General features: G+C 73.5%; 15 protein-coding genes. 9 read left to right on the top strand and 6 right to left on the bottom strand.

The window, feature by feature from the left end; all coding sequences use genetic code 11:
• Positions 1 to 121: 121 nt before the first annotated feature.
• A complete protein-coding gene (locus ABTY04_RS09820) occupies positions 122 to 577 on the top strand; it encodes a YbhB/YbcL family Raf kinase inhibitor-like protein (RefSeq protein WP_352212824.1) in 456 nt (151 codons plus the stop codon).
• Here ABTY04_RS09820 and ABTY04_RS09815 read toward each other — a convergent pair.
• The 3 genes from ABTY04_RS09815 to ABTY04_RS09805 are packed head-to-tail and all read right to left on the bottom strand — an operon-like array spanning position 574 to position 2,956.
• Positions 574 to 1,674: a baeRF2 domain-containing protein gene (locus ABTY04_RS09815; protein ID WP_352212823.1), complete on the bottom strand. Its 1,101-nt coding sequence runs from the start codon at positions 1,672 to 1,674 to the stop codon at positions 574 to 576. The two genes, ABTY04_RS09820 and ABTY04_RS09815, sit on opposite strands and share 4 nt — an antisense overlap.
• Positions 1,671 to 2,489, bottom strand: coding sequence for an HAD-IIA family hydrolase (locus tag ABTY04_RS09810; protein ID WP_352212822.1), 819 nt, complete (start codon positions 2,487 to 2,489; stop codon positions 1,671 to 1,673). The genes ABTY04_RS09815 and ABTY04_RS09810 overlap by 4 nt, the downstream gene beginning before the upstream one ends.
• 35 nt (positions 2,490 to 2,524) lie before the next feature.
• On the bottom strand, positions 2,525 to 2,956 hold the full coding sequence (locus ABTY04_RS09805; RefSeq protein WP_352212821.1) for a hypothetical protein: 432 nt from the start codon (positions 2,954 to 2,956) through the stop codon (positions 2,525 to 2,527).
• A gap of 197 nt (positions 2,957 to 3,153) precedes the next feature.
• Between ABTY04_RS09805 and ABTY04_RS09800 the strand changes: the two genes are divergently transcribed.
• Both ABTY04_RS09800 and ABTY04_RS09795 read left to right on the top strand, forming a co-directional pair.
• On the top strand, positions 3,154 to 3,429 hold the full coding sequence (locus ABTY04_RS09800; RefSeq protein ID WP_352212820.1) for an isoamylase early set domain-containing protein: 276 nt from the start codon (positions 3,154 to 3,156) through the stop codon (positions 3,427 to 3,429).
• Positions 3,430 to 3,621: 192 nt separating this feature from the next.
• A complete protein-coding gene (locus ABTY04_RS09795) occupies positions 3,622 to 4,083 on the top strand; it encodes a universal stress protein (RefSeq protein WP_352212819.1) in 462 nt (153 codons plus the stop codon).
• A gap of 63 nt (positions 4,084 to 4,146) precedes the next feature.
• On the opposite strand, the gene ABTY04_RS09790 is transcribed toward ABTY04_RS09795, so the two are convergent.
• The gene (locus tag ABTY04_RS09790) at positions 4,147 to 4,386 is read right to left on the bottom strand and encodes a hypothetical protein (RefSeq protein WP_352212818.1); all 240 of its coding nucleotides are present in this window, start codon (positions 4,384 to 4,386) and stop codon (positions 4,147 to 4,149) included.
• 338 nt (positions 4,387 to 4,724) lie between these two features.
• On the opposite strand from ABTY04_RS09790, the gene ABTY04_RS09785 reads away from it, so the two are divergent.
• On the top strand, positions 4,725 to 6,548 hold the full coding sequence (locus tag ABTY04_RS09785) for an ABC transporter ATP-binding protein (RefSeq protein WP_352212817.1): 1,824 nt from the start codon (positions 4,725 to 4,727) through the stop codon (positions 6,546 to 6,548).
• A gap of 47 nt (positions 6,549 to 6,595) precedes the next feature.
• Here the strand turns inward: ABTY04_RS09785 and ABTY04_RS09780 are convergent, their stop codons facing one another.
• Positions 6,596 to 8,203 (bottom strand): FAD-binding oxidoreductase, encoded by a 1,608-nt coding sequence (locus tag ABTY04_RS09780; protein ID WP_352212816.1) that lies wholly within the window; start codon positions 8,201 to 8,203, stop codon positions 6,596 to 6,598.
• Positions 8,204 to 8,267: 64 nt separating this feature from the next.
• Here ABTY04_RS09780 and ABTY04_RS09775 point away from each other — a divergent pair, with 64 nt between their 5' ends.
• Both ABTY04_RS09775 and ABTY04_RS09770 read left to right on the top strand, forming a co-directional pair.
• Positions 8,268 to 8,894 carry a TetR/AcrR family transcriptional regulator gene (locus ABTY04_RS09775; RefSeq protein ID WP_352212815.1) on the top strand — a complete coding sequence of 209 codons (627 nt, stop codon included), beginning with the start codon at positions 8,268 to 8,270 and terminating at the stop codon, positions 8,892 to 8,894.
• A gap of 119 nt (positions 8,895 to 9,013) precedes the next feature.
• Positions 9,014 to 9,313 (top strand): hypothetical protein, encoded by a 300-nt coding sequence (locus ABTY04_RS09770; protein ID WP_352212814.1) that lies wholly within the window; start codon positions 9,014 to 9,016, stop codon positions 9,311 to 9,313.
• 55 nt (positions 9,314 to 9,368) lie between these two features.
• On the opposite strand, the gene ABTY04_RS09765 is transcribed toward ABTY04_RS09770, so the two are convergent.
• The gene (locus ABTY04_RS09765) at positions 9,369 to 10,430 is read right to left on the bottom strand and encodes a PucR family transcriptional regulator (RefSeq protein WP_352212813.1); all 1,062 of its coding nucleotides are present in this window, start codon (positions 10,428 to 10,430) and stop codon (positions 9,369 to 9,371) included.
• Positions 10,431 to 10,698: 268 nt separating this feature from the next.
• Here ABTY04_RS09765 and ABTY04_RS09760 point away from each other — a divergent pair, with 268 nt between their 5' ends.
• From ABTY04_RS09760 to ABTY04_RS09750, 3 genes are all read left to right on the top strand, one after another.
• Positions 10,699 to 11,235 (top strand): hypothetical protein, encoded by a 537-nt coding sequence (locus ABTY04_RS09760; RefSeq protein WP_352212812.1) that lies wholly within the window; start codon positions 10,699 to 10,701, stop codon positions 11,233 to 11,235.
• Between the two features lie 50 nt (positions 11,236 to 11,285).
• A complete protein-coding gene (locus ABTY04_RS09755; RefSeq protein WP_352212811.1) occupies positions 11,286 to 13,343 on the top strand; it encodes a flotillin family protein in 2,058 nt (685 codons plus the stop codon).
• Positions 13,344 to 13,446: 103 nt separating this feature from the next.
• Positions 13,447 to 18,318 (top strand): DNA repair ATPase, encoded by a 4,872-nt coding sequence (locus ABTY04_RS09750; protein ID WP_352212810.1) that lies wholly within the window; start codon positions 13,447 to 13,449, stop codon positions 18,316 to 18,318.

The following is an 18,318-nucleotide window of genomic DNA, read 5'->3' as shown; positions in this document are numbered from 1 at the left end:
CCCGCCGGACGGCCCCGCCGCCCGCCCGCCCCGCCTCACGAGGCGGTACGCCTGGGCCGGGCGGGTGGATTCCGGGGCCCGAGCGGTACGGGGACGTGCAGGGGCGGGGAGGACGGCGGCCGTGACCGGAATCCAGTTGACCAGTTCAGCCTTCGCCGACCACACCGGGATCCCCCGCCGGTACACCGGTGAGGGGGAGAACACCTCACCGCCCCTGACCTGGACGGCCGCGCCCCGGGGCACGGCGGAGCTGCTGCTCCTGTGCGAGGACCCGGACGCCCCGACGGCCACGTTCCTGCACTGGCTGGTCACGGGCATCGACCCGTGGACCGGCGGGGTGGAGGAAGGCAGGGAGCCGCACGGCGGGAAGTCCTGGCCCAACGGGTTCGGACAGCCCGGCTGGGGCGGGCCGATGCCGCCACCGGGGCACGGGCCGCACCGCTACTTCTTCCGCCTGTACGCACTGTCGCAGCCGGTCCGTCTGCCCGACCGGCCCGGCGCGGACGCCGTGCACACCGCCGTGCAGGGCAAGGAGCTGGCGGGGGGCACCCTCGTCGGCACCTACCAGCGGTTCTAGACCCGGTCGGAGCTGTGGTCGGCGTACCGCAGCAGCGCCCCGACCCCCTCGTCCAGCCCGAGTTCGTCCTCCGGTACGACGACGAGTTCCGCAGAGGTGCCGACAAGGGCCCGCACCAGCGCCTCGCCGCCGGGTTCCTCGCGGGGCGCCCGTACTCCGAAGGAGACCAGCTCCTCCTCGGCCAGGGCGAGCTCGGTGGGCCGCGGGCCGGTCCACAGCCGTAGCGATGCGGCGGGCGGATGGTTCAGGAGCAGCGCCAGGACCTGGCCGCGCTGCAGGGCCGCGACGGTGGCCTCCAGCCCTTCCGTGGCGGGCCCGCCCAGGGCCCGGCGGCCGATGAAGATGTTCACCAGGTCCCGGTCGTGCTCCGCCAGCCGGCCGCGGAAGACGCCGGCGAGCTGCGGCTCCAGCAGGGCCCGTCCGGTGTCCGTCGGGGTGTGCCCCCCGACCCGCACGACCTTGCCGCGCACGGCGTGCGGCAGCCGGCGGACCAGGACGTTGCCCGCCCATTCGTCCCCGCCGACGACGACGGCGTCGGCGTGGGCGCGCCGCGCCCAGGAGTCCAGCCGGTGGCCCAGCCGGGCGGCATTGCGGTGCCAGGAGGCCACCTCCCCATCGAAGTGCAGCCGCTCACCCGGGGACACGGTGGAGGCCGGCCAGGTGCCGGACTCGGCCTCCACCCTCACCCACCCGTGCGTCTCGGCCGTCGGCAGCCCGCGGTAGTGCACCACCACCGCCAGGTAGGGGATCTCCGGCAGATGCTGGGCGACCAGCGGCATCGCATCCGGCAGGGTGCTGTAGCGGGCCGAGTCGCGGGCGGGCGGCTGGGGCAGCTCCCCGTCCAGGACGAGCGAGCCGTTGGCCGCGAAGACCGCCTGCCCGTGCATCCCGGGCACCTCCGCGTCCGCGCCGACGGCCTCCTCCAGTACGCCGAGCAGCGCCCGGTCCGCACCCTGCCGGGTCAGGTCCTCGCGCAGCCGGCGCCAGCGCAGCGCGAGGGCCCGGTCGGGCTGCTCGACGTCCCGCGAGGTGTCCAGGTACACCGAGGCGAACGGGCCGGACTCCGCGTACAGGGGTTCCAGGAACGACAGCCTCATTCCGCATCACCACTTGCGAGCGCCGGGCCGCCGGTGGATCCGGAGTCCAGAAGGGCGGGCAGGTCGGCGAACGAGCCGAGGACGTGGTCGGGGGTCCCGGTGGCGGCGCGGTGCGTCTCGGGGAGGTACTTGCCCGTCCTCACCAGGACGCCGGTGATGCCGGACCGCTGGGCGGCCAGCACGTCCGACTCGATGTCGTCGCCGATCATCAGCGTTTCGGACGCGTCGGCCCCGAGGTGGACGAGGGCGCTCGCGAAGAACGCCGGCGCCGGCTTGCCCGTCACCTCGGCCACGGTGCGAGAGGCCTTTTCGAGCCCTTCGAGGAAGGCCCCGGTGTCCAGGTCGAGGCCGCCCTCGGTGCGCCAGTAGAGATTGCGGTGCATGGACACCAGTCGGGCCCCGCGCTGCAGTTGCCGGAAGACGCGGTTGAGGGCCTCGTAGCCGAATTCGGGGCCCGCGCCGCCCAGCACGACCACGTCCGCGTCGCCCTCGTCGACGAGGGTGACTCCCGGCAGGTCGTCCCGTACGTCGCCGCTGTTCAGAAGGAGGCAGCGGGCGCCGGGGCAGTGCTCGCGCAGGTACGCGGCCGTGGCGGCGGGTGCGGTCAGGACGTCCGCGGCACCGACCGGGAAGCCCAGTCCGGCCAGGCGTGCGGCGATCGAGGCGCGGGTGCGGGAGGTGTTGTTGGTGACCAGTGCGAGACGGAGGCCTGCGGCGCGCAGCCGCTCCATGGCCTGGGCCGTTCCGGGCAGGGCCTTCCAGGAGACGGTGAGGACGCCGTCGATGTCGATCAGGACCGCTTGGATCCGCTCCATGGGTCCGACGGTAGCCCAAGGGATCCCCGGCGGCTTCAGGCTGCCCGCAGGCCCTCGTGGCCGGGGGAGTGGGCGATGCGGTAGCGGCGGCCCACCGTGGCCAGGGTCCGGTGGCGGCGGTCGGTGAAGGCGCCGTGGACCTCGTAGGTGCAGCAGGCCGCGGGACCGGAGGGGAGGTGCTCGGGCGGCAGCCGTACCTCGTAGGGTCCGCCGGCCCGGAATCCGCCCAGGTGCGTCACCGAGGGGCTGGTGGCGAGGCCGTCGTCCCGGAGCCGCGTCTCCGTGTACGCCAGCCCGTCGGTGTCCCGGCCCAGCCGGAACACGAGCGCCAGAGTGACCACAGTGCCGTCCGTGAGCTCGATGACCTCACGGTCCTCCGCGCAGTGGATCACGGTTTCACCGTCCTCCCCGGTCAGGAGGCCCACGTCCAGGAGTTCGAAGTCGGGTGCGGCCGGTTTGTCCTTCATGGCCGGCGCCTACCCCGGCTGACGCGCGGGAAACGGCTGCGGGGCCCGTTCGGTGCAGTCGGCCGGGTCAGCGGACTCCGGCCGGGGCGTGACGGTGCGGCTGTGTGGGTGTCGGCCGCCGCGTCGCGGTGTGCAGGGGCGGGCCGGGGCGTGAGGATGGGCTCGTTTCGTTCGTCTCCGCAGACAGGAGCTGTGCCGTGCTCGAACGCCAGCGACGCAGGAAAGCCACCGACGTCACCTTCGTCCTGCCGGCTGATGCGCCGCCGGGGCCGGTGAGCGTGGTCGGCTCGTTCAACGACTGGACGCCCGGTGCGCACGTTCTGGAGGCCCGGCCGGACGGGATGCGAGCCGTCACGGTGGCCCTGCCCGCGAAGAGCACCCATGCGTTCCGGTACCTGGCCGCGGGGGACTACTGGTTCGACGACGAGGCAGCGGACGGGCACGACGGCGTCAACAGCCGCCTCGAAACCTGACCGCGCGCTGCCTGCCGGGTGCGCATCGCCCGCCGCCACCGGGCCGGGCGGCGCAGCGGTCCGGTGTGCCGCTCCCGCGTACGGGCAGGCGCACCGGTGGCCGGGCGGACGCCCCCGGGGAGCGGAGCATGCGGCTCGCTTCCCCTCGCCCCTTGCGGGCGGGCCGCCCCGGCGACGAAGGAGGGATCGGTCATGGGCGACGGTGAACACGCCCCACGCGTCGTGGTGGGTGTCGACGGCTCCCCGGACTCGTACGATGCGCTGCGGTGGGCGGTACGCCACGCGCAGCTGATCGGAGCGGCCGTCGAGGCGATCGCCGCCTACGACCTGCCCCTCGGGGCGGGGTGGCCGGCTCCCGCCGTGGACGCCGATTTCGACGAGGCGGAGACACGACGGGCCGTGGCCGAGGAGATCCGGAGAGTCGTCGGCCGGGACAGCCCCGTGCCCCTGGAGCAGCACATGGTGCGGGGCAACCCGGCCGACGTGCTGCTCGGTGCGTCCGACGGCGCCGAACTGCTCGTCGTGGGCAGCAGGGGACGGGGTGGGTTCGCCCGCCTCCTGCTGGGCTCGGTGAGCCAGCAGTGCGCCCTCCACGCGGCCTGCCCCGTGGTCATCGTCCGGCCGCACGGCGGTTCCGCGGACGAGCTTTCCTAGGCTTGGTTTCCGGGTGTGCCTGCCTGGGCCGTGCTTGCCTGGGCGCGCGGACGCATGCCCCGCTCAGCGCTCCCGCCCCGTGCCTCCCTCGTCCTGGGCTCCGCCGCTGCGCGGGCTCACCCAGCGCCTGCGCCCCGTCCGCGCGTCCGGCGCGGCGGCGGGCCGGTCGAGGCGGCTGGCCTCGTCGGTGTCCGCAGCGGCCGTCCGCTCTTCGTCGCGGCGCGGCGGGGTGCGCCGCCCGGTCCGCGGTGAGCCGTGCCCGTCGTGCGGAGGTACGCCTCCGGCGCCGCCCTGCTCGTCCATGGCTGCCTCCTCGTCCTCCGGATCCACTGCCGGGCGGCTGCCCGCCCCCGGACGTCCGAAACCCGGCGGTCCACCGCCGCGAACGCCGGCGCCTCCGTGAGCCTGCCGATCCGCCGAACGGGTGATGGCGGGGCGCGGCCCCGCCGCAGCCCGGTTGGCGGACCGCACCCCGTGTCCGGCGCCTGCCCCGTTCCTGACGTGCTACGGCCCCGTTCGGCCCGTGCGCGGCACGGGAGGCGCAAAAGCCGATCGGCGGAGGAAAACGCTTGGACCGTGTCGGCGCCCCTGCGCGACACTGCGACGGATGGCCTTTCAGGTCCGACGACACTGGGTGTGGGATGGGATCATCTGAACCACGGGAGGGCGCGCCGGGCTCGGGCCCCGTGCTCCTCGCACTTCGTTATTACGGACGGGAGCTGGCCCGCTTACGGTGGCTGACCGTACCCGCGATGCTGCTCCCGGCGCTGGGCAACATCGGCATCTTCTACATCGCGCCCCTGCTCGTCGCGAAGCTCGTCGGCCGCATCGCCGCGGAGGGGAGCGGCGCCGGCGGCACGGGTCCGATGCTGCCCGCCGTCCTCGGCTTCGCCGGGGTCCTGCTGGCCGGGGAGGCGCTGTGGCGCATCGGGCTGCACTGCCTGAACCGGCTCGACGCCCGCGGCATGGAGCGCCTGTACGTGATCGGCATGGACGAGCTGCTCGCCAAGGACGCGGCGTTCTTCCACGACAACTTCGCCGGTTCGCTGACCAAGCGGGTCCTGAGCTTCGCCTCCCGCTTCGAGGAGTTCGTCGACACGCTGACGTTCTCGGTCATGGGCAGCTTCGTACCGCTGGTGTTCGCATCGGTGGTGCTGTGGCAGTACGAACCGCTCCTCGTGGCCGGGCTCCTGGTGATGATCGCCGTGACGGCGGTGGGCGTCAGGCCGCTGATCCGCCGGCGCCAGGCGCTCGTCGCCCGGCGCGAGGAGGCGATCGCCCGGGTGTCGGGCCACGTCGCGGACAGCCTGATGAACATGGACACGGTCCGGGCGTTCGCCGCCGAGGAACGCGAGGCGGCCGAGCACCGGTCCCGTGTCGCGGAGTCGCGGCGGCTCATGCTGCGTTCGTGGGACTACGGCAATCTGCGCATCGACACGCTGGTCGCGCCGATGTCCGTGCTGACCAACGCGCTGGGGCTGCTGCTCGCGCTGGCTCTCGGCGCGGGAGAGCACGGTGTGGAGACCGTGATCGTCGCCTTCACCTACTACGCCAACGCGACGCGGATCATGTTCGAGTTCAACCAGATCTACCGCCGTCTGGAGAGTTCGCTGACGGAGGCCGCGCAGTTCACGGAACTGCTGATGAAACCGTCGACCGTGCTCGACCCGGTACGCCCTGAACCGCTGCTGTCCCGGGCGGCCTCCGACGTGCGCTTCGAGAACGTGACCTTCGCCCATGCGGGCGCGGAGCCGCTCTTCGAGCGCCTCGACCTGGCGGTGCCCAGCGGGACGAAGATCGGACTCGTCGGCCGGTCGGGCGGCGGCAAGACCACGCTCACCCGGCTGCTGCTGCGGATGACGGACATCGACGGGGGCCGCATCCTGATCGGGGGGCAGGACATCAGCAAGGTGTCCCAGGCCGACCTGCGCAGTCTCATCGCGTACGTGCCGCAGGACCCGGCCATGTTCCACCGCACGCTGCGGGACAACATCGCCTTCGCCCGGCCCGACGCCACCGACGCCGAGATCCGCCGCGCGGCAGAGGCGGCGCACGTCACGGAGTTCGCCGACGCGCTCCCGGACGGCTTCGACACCATGGTGGGCGAGCGCGGCGTGAAGCTGTCCGGCGGGCAGCGCCAGCGCGTCGCCCTCGCCCGGGCGATCCTGCGCGACGCGCCGATCCTGCTGCTCGACGAGGCGACCAGCGCCCTGGACTCCGAGAGCGAGATCCTCGTCCAGGACGCGCTGTGGCGGCTCATGGACGGGCGGACGGCGCTCGTGGTGGCGCACCGGCTGAGCACGGTCGCCACCATGGACCGGCTGGTCGTCCTCGACCGCGGACGGATCGTCGAGCAGGGCACGCACCGGGAACTGCTCGCCGCCGAGGGCGCCTACGCGAAGCTGTGGCAACACCAGTCGGGCGGCTTCCTCGACGGCTCCCCGGCCTCGGCCGACCTGCACTGAGCCCGAGGCGCCGGCGGGCGGCACCCGCCCGCCGGACCCGGACCCCTTCAGCCCACGAGTACACCGGGGTTGAGGATGCCGTGCGGATCGAGCGCCCCCTTCGCCGCCCGCAGTGCGAGGGCGAAGGGCTCGGGGCGCTGGCGGTCGTAGGCCGGGCGGTGGTCCCGGCCGACGGCGTGGTGGTGGGTGATGGTGGCCCGGTGGCGGTGCAGCACCTCGGCCGCGACGGCCTTGAGCTCGTCCCACAGGCTGTCCTCGTCACCGGGGCGGCCCGCGGCGAGGACGGTGAAGTAGGGCGCCGCTCCGTCCGGATATACGTGCGTCAGGCGGCAGTTGACGGTGGCGGGATGTCCGGTGGCCTTGAGGGCCGCGTCGCCGACCTCGGCCCGCACCGCGTCGATCAGGCCGGGGATCCGGTCCCAGGTCGCCGCCGTCTCGAAGGTCTCCGCGACGGCGCCCATCCTGGCCAGGCCGTCGCGGAGGTAGGGCATCCGCAGGAAGGCCGAGCGCCAGGCGCTCACGGCGGCGTCGCCGCCGGCCGGGGCCCCGTCCGGGCGCACGGCCGCGCCGCGGCGCCCGCCGTGCGCGCGGGCCAGGCCCACGGCCCGTTCCAGCCGGGCGGTCACCGGTTCGTCCGCTGACTCGAACCCCAGGACCAGCACGGCGCTGCCGTCCTGCGCCGCGCCCGACAGAGCGGCCTCGCCGGCGTCCAGTAGACGGCAGTTGGCGGGGGAGAGGTCGGACTGCGCGATGGCGCGCACCGCGCGGAGCGCATCGTGGAAGCCGGTGAAGGCGACTGCGGCGGACGCCTTGTGGCGAGGGCGTTCCTGGAGGCGGACCCATGCCTCGGTGATGACGCCGAGCGCCCCTTCGGAGCCGAGGAACAGGCGGTCGGGCGAGGGGCCGGCCCCGGACGCGGGCAGCCGCCACGAGCTGCTCGTGCCGGCCGGGGTGACGACGCGCAGGGACTGCACGAAGTCGTCGATGTGCGTGCGGCCGGTGGCGTAGTGGCCGCCGGCCCGGGTGGCGAGCCAGCCCCCGAGGGTGGAGAACTCGAAGCTCTGCGGGAAGTGCCGCAGGGTGAGGCCGTGGGGCCGCAGCTGATCCTCCAGGCCCGGCCCGAGTGTCCCGGCCTGGACGCGGGCGGCCCGGCCCTCGGTGTCGACCTCCAGGACGCGGCCCATGGCGGTCAGGTCGAGGGACATCACCGCGCGGTGGGCGTCGCCGCGGTACTCCACGCCCCCGGTGACCGAGGAGCCCCCGCCGTACGGGACGACGGCGACCCGCCGGTCGCCGGCCCAGTCCAGCAGGTCGGCGACGCCCCGCTCGTCCCTCGGGCGGGCGACGAGATCGGGGATGCGGCCGGGGCGCCCGCGCAGGGCGCGCACCACATCGCGGTACGCCTTGCCCATGGCGTGGGCGGCGCGGTCCGCGGAGTCGGCGGTGACCAGGTGGGCAAGGCTGGGCGGGGGTTCGACGGCAGGGCTCCCGATGCCCAGGTCGCGGACGCGCGGTACGGGCAGGGGGCGGCTGAGCGTGCCCGGGATCAGGGCGCCCATCGCGACGCATTCGGCGTCGGAGGGATGTGCGTCCGTCCAGCCCCAGCCCCACCAGGAGCGGGTGCGGGACGTCGGCTGCGGGGTGGTGTCGGCCATGGAGGTGCTCCGGAGGTCCGAGGAATTTACCTGTAGGTAAATTACCTACTGATAATATCTGCGCATGGCAACCCCGTCCTCGAAAGCCGGCACCAAGGGAGTCCCGCGGCACCACCGCCGGCAGCAGATGCTGGACGCCGCCACGGAGGAGTTCGGCACCCGCGGCTACGCGGCCGCGTCGCTCCCCGCGATCGCCGCACGCGTGGGCGTCACCAAGACGCTGCTCCACCAGTACTGCGGCACGAAAGAGGACCTGTACATCGCCTGCCTGGTCCCCGTCGGGGACCGGCTCCTGGACGCCGTCCGTACCGCGATGGGCCCGGACGGGACCGCCCCGCACACGCCCCTGCGCGTACTCCACGCCGTCTTCACCGCCCTGGAAGGGCAGCGGGAGGCGTGGTTCGTGCTGTACGACACCTCCCTTCCGCCGGGCGGTGAGGCCGTGCGCCGGGCAGCGGAGTACCGGTCGGCCATCGACCGGCTCGCCGAGGGCGGGACCGCCGAACTGCTGCGCGCGGCCGGATCCGACGACCCACTGGACGCCGACGCGCTCAAGTACGTCTGGCGGGACCTGGTCGCCACCCTCGTCCGCTGGTGGGTCAAACACCCCGAGCAGACCCCGGAGGCCATGACGCAGCGCTGCGCCAGCCTCTTCGCGGCCGCCGCCACGCTCACTTCGGACGGCCGCTGACGACAGGCGGGGTTGTGGCGCACCGGGCCTGCCCCCGATAGTGGGGAGCGGCCGGGGCTCCCCACGGAGCTCCCCACGCGCAAAGACCGGGGCAACTCCCTTCCTGCATCGGGGCAGCGATGAAACGCGTGCTTTCCCTCCTCAGCTCGATCGTCCTCGGCGCCGCCCTGACGGTCGCCGCGGGCAGCCCTGCAGCCGCCGACGCCTACGACTGCCGTACCTGGTACAAGTCGAGCACCACCGCCGCCGGTACGTGTACGGGCGGGACCGGCGAGTTCCGTGTCTACACCCGGTGCGACCGGTTCCTCGCGCAGGACTACACCGTGTACGACCCCACGTGGGACCGGGTCGGTGCCACGAGCACCGCCACCTGTTACAGCGGCGGCAAACCCTACGGCGCCGGGATCCAGGTGCGTTGATCCGGTCGACACGTTCGCCGGCGGACCGGACATCGCCCGGCCCGTTTCCCGGCGGTCACAGGTCCTTGGCGGGCCAGTCGAGCAGCCGTGCACCGATGACGGCGGTCTGGAGCGTGTAGCGGTGCACCGGGTCGACGGGGCTGGAGCCGGTGAGCTGCCGGATGCGCTCCAGGCGGTAGGCGAAGGCCCGCACGCTCAGATTCAGCCGCCTGGCCGCCTCGGTGGCGTTGCAGCCGGAGTCGAAGTACGCGGTCAGGGTGTCGAGCATCAGGGAGGGCCCGCCCCGGGCCTGCCGCAGCGGCCCCAGCACGCTGCGCACGAGGTCGGCCATGGCCTGCCGGTCCCGGGTCAGTACGGGGAAGACCAGGAGGTCGGCGGCCCGCAGCACGGGTCGGTCGAGGTTCATGCGTTCGGCGAGGTCCAGGGCGTTCAGGGCCTCTTCGTACGAGTGGACGACGCCACCGGCTCCGGGATGCGGGCGGCCGATGGCGACCCGGCCGCCCTCCGCAGCGGCGTGCGCCTGCTTCGCGAAGTACATGAGGACGTCCTCCTGGTCGGCCGGAGCCACGCAGACGAGCCGTCCGTCCTTGGTGGTGAGCAGGATCCGGCGGCTGCCGAAGCGGCCGACGAGCGCCCGCTCCACCCGGCGGACGGCAGGGTGCGCGTCGTCGTACGCCTGCGGTCCGGCGGTGACGGCGACCGCGTACGCGTGCGAGAGCAGCAGGCCGAACCGCTCGGCCCGCTCGGCGAGGCGTCCCGGGTCGCTGCGGCCGTGGAGCAGATCGTCGATGAACTCGCGGCGGGCCGCCTCCTCCTGGCGCACGGCCAGCAACTGAGCCCGCTCGTGCCCCTCCGCCAGGGCGTCGACGACCTGCTCGACCGTGGAGAGGACCAGGTCGAGGGAAGCGTGCGGCAGGCCCGCGCAGGCCGCGCGGGTCGCGGCCAAGTGGCTCCGGACCAGGGCGCGCAGCCCCTGTCCGGCCTCCGCGGCCCGTTCCCCCGCGGCGCGGCACGAGGCCAGTTCGTCGCGGGTGAGCCGGCGTCCGCCGACGCAGACCTCGGCCAGGATCCGGTTATAGGCGTCGACATCGTCCTCGGGTATGTCCCGGCCGGCCACGGGGTCTCCTCGATCTTGACGGGCTGATACCGCCTTCTTGACGGCAGGGCGTCAACAGTGGCAGACCGCGGAATCCAGCCGTGACCCGGCATCAGGAAACCGTAAAGACTGCAGGGTCACGGCAATGTGAACGGATGTGCCCACTGGGCAGGATGGATGTGGGGGAACACGGGGGATGGTTCCGATGCCGGGTGGCGGAAACGCGCCCGGCACCGGCCCCCCTGCGCCCGGCCCGACGAGCGGCCGGGGACGAAAGGGGGTCGCAAGGATGCGCGAGTTCGCCGATGCCGCGCGCGGCCTCCCCGCCGGAGCCTTCTCCTTCGCGCCGGCCGTGGTCATCGTGTACTGGATCCTCGCGGAATGCGGCGCCGTCGAGCACGACGCGTGGGAATCCGGCACGGGAGCGTCGGCACTCGGGCCCCCGGGCGTCCGGCTGAGCGTTGCCGTGTCGGTGCTCATCACCGCCGTCGTCCTGCTCGCGGTGGCGGTCCTCGTCGCCCGCGCCGTCACCAGGCCCTCGGCACGCCCGCTCCGCCGCGTGTTCCGGCCCGGCGACCCGCCGCCCTCGCGCCAGGACTTCATCGGCCTGACCGCAGTGGTCCGCACCGGCCGGGTGGACGCCGTGTTCGGGCAGGCCGAGGTGACCGCCGCCGACGGGTCGACCGCCGTTGTGCAGGTCCGCCAGTTCGGCGCCGAGCCGCTGACCTACGGCAGCACCGCGCTGCTCTACGCGTACGACGAACCCGGCGAGTTCTTCTGGGCCGCGCCGTACGACGCGGCGCTCGACCCCCGTACCACCGGCTGAACCCTCTCCGTTCCAGGCCGTCACCGCACCTTCACCGCAAGGACTTCACCATGGATGCCATCTCCCTGGGCATCGGCGTGGTCATCGCCGTTGCCCTGCTCATCGCGGCCGTGTTGCTCTTCGCCCTCAGCCGGCTCTTCCGCAAGGTCGAACAGGGCAAGGCGCTGATCGTCTCGAAGATGCGGAAGGTCGACGTGACCTTCACCGGGCAGGTCGTCCTGCCCGTGCTGCACAAGGCCGAGTACATGGACATATCGGTGAAGACGATCGAGATCCGCCGCACCGGGCGGGAGGGCCTGATCTGCCAGGACAACATCCGCGCCGACATCCACATCAGCTTCTTCGTCCGGGTCAACAAGACCGTCGAGGACGTCATCAAGGTCGCCCAGGCCATCGGCACGCACCGGGCGAGCGACCCGGCGGCCATCCAGGACTTCTTCGCCGCCAAGTTCTCCGAGGCGCTCAAGACGGTCGGCAAGCAGCTCGACTTCGTCGACCTCTACACCAAGCGCGAGGAGTTCCGGGACCGCATCATCCAGGTCATCGGCACGGACCTGAACGGCTACCACCTCGACGACGCCGCCATCGACTTCCTCGAACAGACCCCGATGACGCAGCTGGACGCCGCGAACATCCTCGACGCCCAGGGCATCCGCAAGATCACGGAACTGACGACCGTCGAACACGTGCGCACGAACGAGTTCCAGCGTACGGAGGAGAAGGAGATCACCCGGCAGAACGTGGATGCCCGGGAGACGATCCTGGAACTGGAGCGGCGGCAGTCGGAGGCCGAGATCAAGCAGCGGCGCGAGGTCGAGACGCTGCGGGCCCGCGAGGAGGCCGCGACGGCCAAGGTGCAGGAGGAGGAACGCCTGGGAGCCCAGGGCGCGTTCCTCAGGACCGAGGAGCTCCTCGGGGTGCAGCGCGAGAACCAGGAGCGCGAGATCACGGTCGCCCAGAAGAACCGCGAGCGGGTCATCGCCGTCGAGAACGAGCGGATCGAGAAGGACCGCATGCTCGAAGTCATCGCGCGCGAGCGGGAGACCGCGCTCTCGTCGATCGCCAAGGACAAGGAGGTGGAGGCGGAGCGCCGCGAGGTCGCCGACGTGGTCCGGGAGCGGATCGCGGTGGACCGTACGGTCGCCGAGCAGGAGGAGTCCATCAAGAGGCTGCGGATGGTCGAGGAGGCCGAGCGCACCCGGCAGGCGATCGTCATCGCCGCGGAGGCCGAGGCCCAGGAGCGCCTGGTCAAGGACATCAAGGCGGCGGAGGCTGCGGAGGCGGCAGCCAGGCACCACGCTGCGCAGCAGCTCACGCTCGCCGAGGCCCGGCTGAAGTCCGCCGACTTCGACGCCCGCGCCAGACTGCGGCTCGCCGAGGGCGCCCAGGCCGAGACGGCGGCAGCCGGACTGGCGGCGGTGCAGGTACGGGAGAAGGAGGCCGACGCGATCGAGAAGACCGGCCGCGCGGAGGCGCAGGCCACCCAGGCACGGCTGACGGCACAAGCCGAGGGTACGAAGGCGCAGGCGATCGCGGATGCGGCGGTGATCGGGGAGAAGCTGAAGGCCGAGGCGGCCGGGCTCACGGAGAAGGCCGCCGCGATGGCCGCGCTGGACGAGGCCTCGCGCGGGCACGAGGAGTACCGGCTGCGGCTGGCGGCGGAGAAGGAGATCCGGCTGGCCGGGCTCGACGTGCAGCGGCAGGTCGCCGAGGCGCAGGCCATGGTGGTCGCGGCCGGGCTGGAGAAGGCCGACATTGACATCGTCGGCGGCGACTCGGTCTTCTTCGACCGCCTGGTCTCCTCGATCTCCCTGGGCAAGGGCGTGGACGCGTTCGTCCGGCACTCCGACACCGCACAGGCGCTGGCCCGGCCCTGGCTGGACGGTACGTCCGACTTCACCCAGGACGTCACGCGCGTCCTCGGCTCGGTCTCGACCGCGGACGTGCAGAACCTGACGGCGTCCGCGCTGCTGATGAAGCTGATGCAGGGCGGCGGGGCGCAGTCCGGACAGGTGGGCGAGCTCCTGGACACGGCCGGTCGGCCGGGACCCGCCGACAAGCCGCTCGCGAAGCCCGACGCCGGCCTCAACGGGGCGGCCAAGGCCTGAGCAGCCCAGGCGTCCGAGGGGCCGGCGGCCGGGCGGCCGCGGCCCCTGCGCACCCCGGCGGCCGAGGCCGCAGACACCGTACGCATCCGCAGGGAGCCAGACCATGACCGGCACGATGTCCGCCCTGGACGCGGGCACCTACGAGGTGCTGCGGGACCGCCTCGCCGCACAGTCCGCCGAGCTGGCCCGCAGGGCCGAGGCCCTCAACACCCGCCGGACCGGCGAGTTCGGCTCCACCGGCCTCGCCCTGGCCGGCTCCGGCCGCATCCGCACCGACCACGACAGCGTGCCCCGCGACATCGTGGCCGTCGGCGACACCCTCCTCTTCGGCCACACCCTGCTGCCCGGCCCGAGGCCCGGGACCACCGTCGCCGACGTGTTCGCCCTGTACGACCGCGACCTCGCCCCGCTGCCCGCCGACGCCGTCCCCGGACTGCTCGACGACCCCGAGTTCGTCCGGGAGTTCGCAGCCCTCCACCGCTACTACCGCGGGACCCGGCTGCTCCGGCTCCGCCGCACCGACGGCAGACTCCTCGCCGTCTTCCGGACCGGGGAGAACAGCGAGGACATCCGGGTCCTGCGCTGGGCCCTGGACCCGGACGGGACCGTCACCTTCCTGGACGCCCACGGCGAGCGCGACCACGTCCACCCGCCGGCCCACGACTTCGAGTGGACCACCACCACCCGCGCGGACCACGTCCCGGGCCGCCACCCGCACGTCTCCGTCGACGGCGAGGTCTTCGTCGCCACCGTCGGCGGCACCCTCACCGTCAAGGCCGAGAACGACACCGAGACCGGCGAGGGCATCCACTCGGAGCCGGTCGACGAGCCGCTCCAGTCCCTCGCCGACGCGAGCATCGATCACGCCCGCGTGGGCCCGCTGATCCTGCTGCGCATCCGCCCGTACAAGGAGGAGACGCCCCGCCACCTGGTCTTCAACCGCACGACCGGGACCGTCGTCCGCCTCGACGGCATGGGGCAGGCCGCCCGCCGGCTCCCCGAGGACCAGGGGATCGTCTTCCCCGGCGGCTACCACCTCGCCGCCGGCCCCTCGAAGACCTTCGAAACCCCCACCGACGGGCTGGAGTTCGAGCAGGCCGTACGCGCCCCCAACGGAGAGGACGTCCTGTACGTCTTCCACGCCCGCGCCGAGGGCCGCAGCCTGCTCCTCCCGTACAACCTGATCCGCCGGGAGATCGCCGCACCGCTGGCCTGCCAGGGGTACGCCCTCCTCGAAGACGGTGCACTGCTGGTGCTGCGCACCGACTCCGAGGAGCCGACCCGGGTGCACCCGCTCCAGCGGTGGACCTCCCCGTTCGTCTCCGACACCCACGCCGCCGCCCGGCCCGTCGGCAGCGGCGCCCTGGCCCGGGTCGGCAACGCCGACCTGGTGCGCGGCATCTCCGACTGCCTGGCCGTCGCCCACGGGTCGGCCGGGCCGGCTCCGACCGCCGCCGGGTACGAGGCGCTCGTCGCGGCCTGTGTACGGACCGCCGACCGCTACCACTGGCTGGGGGACGGCGACCTGGGGGACCTGCGCGCCGCCCTGGACGAGGTCCGGGCCACCGCCGAGCAGGTCCTCGCCGAGCTCGGCACCGTGCGGACCCTCACCCGGCAGGCCGCGGACGCGCTGGCGGAGGCCGCGGACAGGACCGCCTCGCTGGTGCGCCGCACCCGCGGCGAGGCACCCCGCACCACCGGCGACTGGGTGGACCGGCTGACGGCGCTGCGCCGCGCGCAGGGGCGCCTGCTCGCCCTCAAGGAGATGCGGTACGCGGACACCGGCCGCATCGACGCCCTCGCCGCCGACGCCGGATCCGAGGTCGCGTCCTTCGCCGGGCGGGCCGTGGCCTTCCTGGCGCGCGAGGACGCCTTCGCCGCCCACCACGAGGACATCGGGCAGCTCACCGAGCAGGCCGGTGCGATGGCCACCGCCGCCGACGCCGCCCCGGTCGCAGCCCGGCTCGACGCGCACACCGAGAGCCTGGCCACCGTCACCGAGGTCGTCGCCGGCCTGGACACCGGGGACGCCACCGTACGCACGTCCATCCTGGAGCGGATCGCCGAGGTGCTCGGCGCGGTCAACCGGGCTCGCGCCACCCTGGACGCCCGCCGCCGCGAGCTGCTCGCACAAGAGGGCGAGGCCGAGTTCGCAGCCGAGTCCGCGCTGCTCGGCCAGGAGACCACCGGGGCACTCGCCGCCGCCGGCACCCCGGAGGCGTGCGACGAACAGCTGTCCCGGCTGCTGGTGCGGCTGGAGGGCCTGGAGTCCCGGTTCGCCGACTCCGACACCTTCCTCGACCGGATCTCCATCCGGCGCACCGAGGTGTACGAGGCGTTCTCGGCCCGCAAGCAGAACCTGCTGGACGACCGGGCCCGGCGCGCCGAGCGGCTGGCGGACTCGGCCGCCCGGGTCCTGGAGACCGTGAACCGGCGGGCTGCGGTCCTCGCCGACGCCGACGCGGTCAGTACGTTCTTCGCCACCGACCCGATGGTCGCGAAGGTCCGCCGCACCGCCGGCGAACTGCGGGACCTGGGAGAGCGCACCCGGGCCGAGGAGCTCGACGGCCGGCTGAAGGCCGCCCGGCAGGACGCCGCCCGGTCCCTGCGCGACCGGTCCGAGCTGTACGCGGACGGCGGCCGGACCTTCCGCCTCGGCCGGCACCGTTTCGCGGTCAACACCCAGCCCCTGGAACTCACCCTGGTCCCGCAGGGCGACGGCCTGGCCTTCGCCCTGACCGGCACCGACTACCGCTCCCCGGTCACCGATCCGCGGTTCGCGGCCACCCGCCGCCACTGGGGCCAGTCGCTGCCCTCCGAGAACGCGGACGTCTACCGCGCCGAGTACCTCGCCGTACGGCTGCTCACCGAGCACGGCCCGGCCGCGCTGGCCCGGGCCGACCTGCCCGCCCTGGTACGGCGGGCCGCCGAGGCCGCTTACGACGAGGGCTACGAGCGCGGCGTCCACGACCACGACGCGACCGTGATCCTGACCGTCCTGCTGCAACTGCACGAGAAGGCGGGCCTGCTGCGCCACCCGCCGCAGGCCCGCGCCGAGGCGCAGCTCTTCTGGGCGCAGCGCACGACCGGCGCGGAACGGGAGACCTGGACCCGGCGCGCGGCCTCGCTCGCCAGGGTCCGGGCGGCCTTCGGGCCGACCCCGGCGATCACCGCGTTCCGGACGGAGCTGGCCGAGGCCATCGGGGGCGGCCCGCAGTCCGCCGTGTACCTCTTCGAGGAGCTGGCCGGCGCCCCCGAAGGGTTCGTCACCAGCGCGGCCGTGCGTACCCTCCTCGGCGACTTCCGCCGGGCCGCGGGCACATCGGCCTATGCGGAAGACCTCGCCGCCCTGACCGCACCGGCCGACCGGCACCAGCTCGTGGAGGCCTGGCTCACCGCCTACACCGCCGCGAGCGGCGCGCCGGCCGACCCCGGGGACCTCGCGGAGGCGGTGGCCGTCGAGCTCTGCCCGGACCTGCCCCGCTACGCGTCGGATGCGGCTCTGACCGGGACGGCCGAGGGCCTGCTCGGCCGCCACCCCCGCATCACCGGCCGGACTCTCACCATCCGCATCGACGAACTCCTCTCCCGTACCACCGACTTCGCCGGCTCCGTGGTCCCCGGCTTCCGCGCCTACCAGCGCACCCGCACCGCCCTGCTCGCGGCCGAGCGGACGCGGCTGCGGCTGGACGAGTACCGCCCCAAGGTCCTGCCCACCTTCGTCCGGGGCCGCCTCGTGGACGAGGTCTGCCTGCCGCTCATCGGCGACAGCCTGGCCAAACAGCTCGGCACCACGGGCGAGACCAAGCGGACCGACAGCAGCGGCCTGCTGCTGCTCGTCTCACCGCCCGGCTACGGCAAGACGACCTTGATGGAGTACGTCGCCGACCGGCTCGGCCTGGTCCTGGTCAAGGTCAGCGGTCCGGCTTTGGGCAAGGCCGTCACCTCCCTCGACCCGGCCGAGGCCCCGAATGCGACCGCCCGCCACGAGGTCGAAAAGATCAACTTCGCGCTGGAGGCGGGCAACAACACGCTCCTCCACATCGACGACATCCAGCACACCTCGCCGGAACTGCTCCAGAAGTTCATCCCCCTCTGCGACGCCACCCGCCGGATGGAGGGCGTCCGGAACGGCGAACCGCGCACCTACGACCTGCGCGGCAAGCGGTTCGCCGTCTGCATGGCGGGCAACCCCCACACCGAGTCCGGGCAGCGCTTCGAGATCCCCGACATGCTCGCCAACCGGGCCGACGTCTGGAACCTCGGCGACGTCCTCACCGGCAAGGAGGAGGCCTTCGCCGTCAGCTTCGTGGAGAACGCCCTGGCCTCGAACCCGGTCCTCGCTCCGCTCGCCTCCCGCGACCGCACGGACCTCGACCTCCTCCTCCGGCTGGCCTCCGCCGACCCCTCCGCCCGGGCGGACCGCCTGGCCCACCCGTACGCCCCGGCGGAGCTCGGCCGGATCACCGCCGTCCTGCGGCACCTGGTGACGGCCCGCAGGGCCGTCCTCGCCGTCAACACGGCGTACATCGCCTCGGCGGCCCAGAGCGACGCCACCCGCACCGAGCCCCCGTTCCGGCTCCAGGGTTCGTACCGCAACATGAACAAGATCGCAGCCCGGATCGACCCGGCCATGAACGACGCCGAACTCGCCGCGCTCATCGACGACCACTACACGAGCGAGGCCCGGACCCTGACCGGCGGAGCCGAGGCCGACCTCCTCAAACTCGGCGAACTCCGCGGCACGCTCACCCCTGACCAGGCAGACCGCTGGGCCGCGGTCAAGGCCGCCTGGGTACGCACCCGCAGCCTCGGCGGCCCCGACACCGACCCCCTCTCCCGCGCGGTCGCCGCACTCGGCCTCCTGGCGGACCGGGTCGCTTCGGTCGAAGCCGCCATCACCCGGGCCGGCGGTCCCCGCCTCACCGGCTCCGACACCACGGCCCGTCATGCGGTCCGGAGGTCCGAGACGTGA

The sequence above is a fragment of the Streptomyces sp. NPDC097981 genome (genome assembly GCF_040302565.1).
GTDB lineage: Bacteria > Actinomycetota > Actinomycetes > Streptomycetales > Streptomycetaceae > Streptomyces.
The sequence above is the reverse complement of the archived record's forward strand: the minus strand, read 5'-3'. Positions and strand labels throughout refer to the sequence as shown.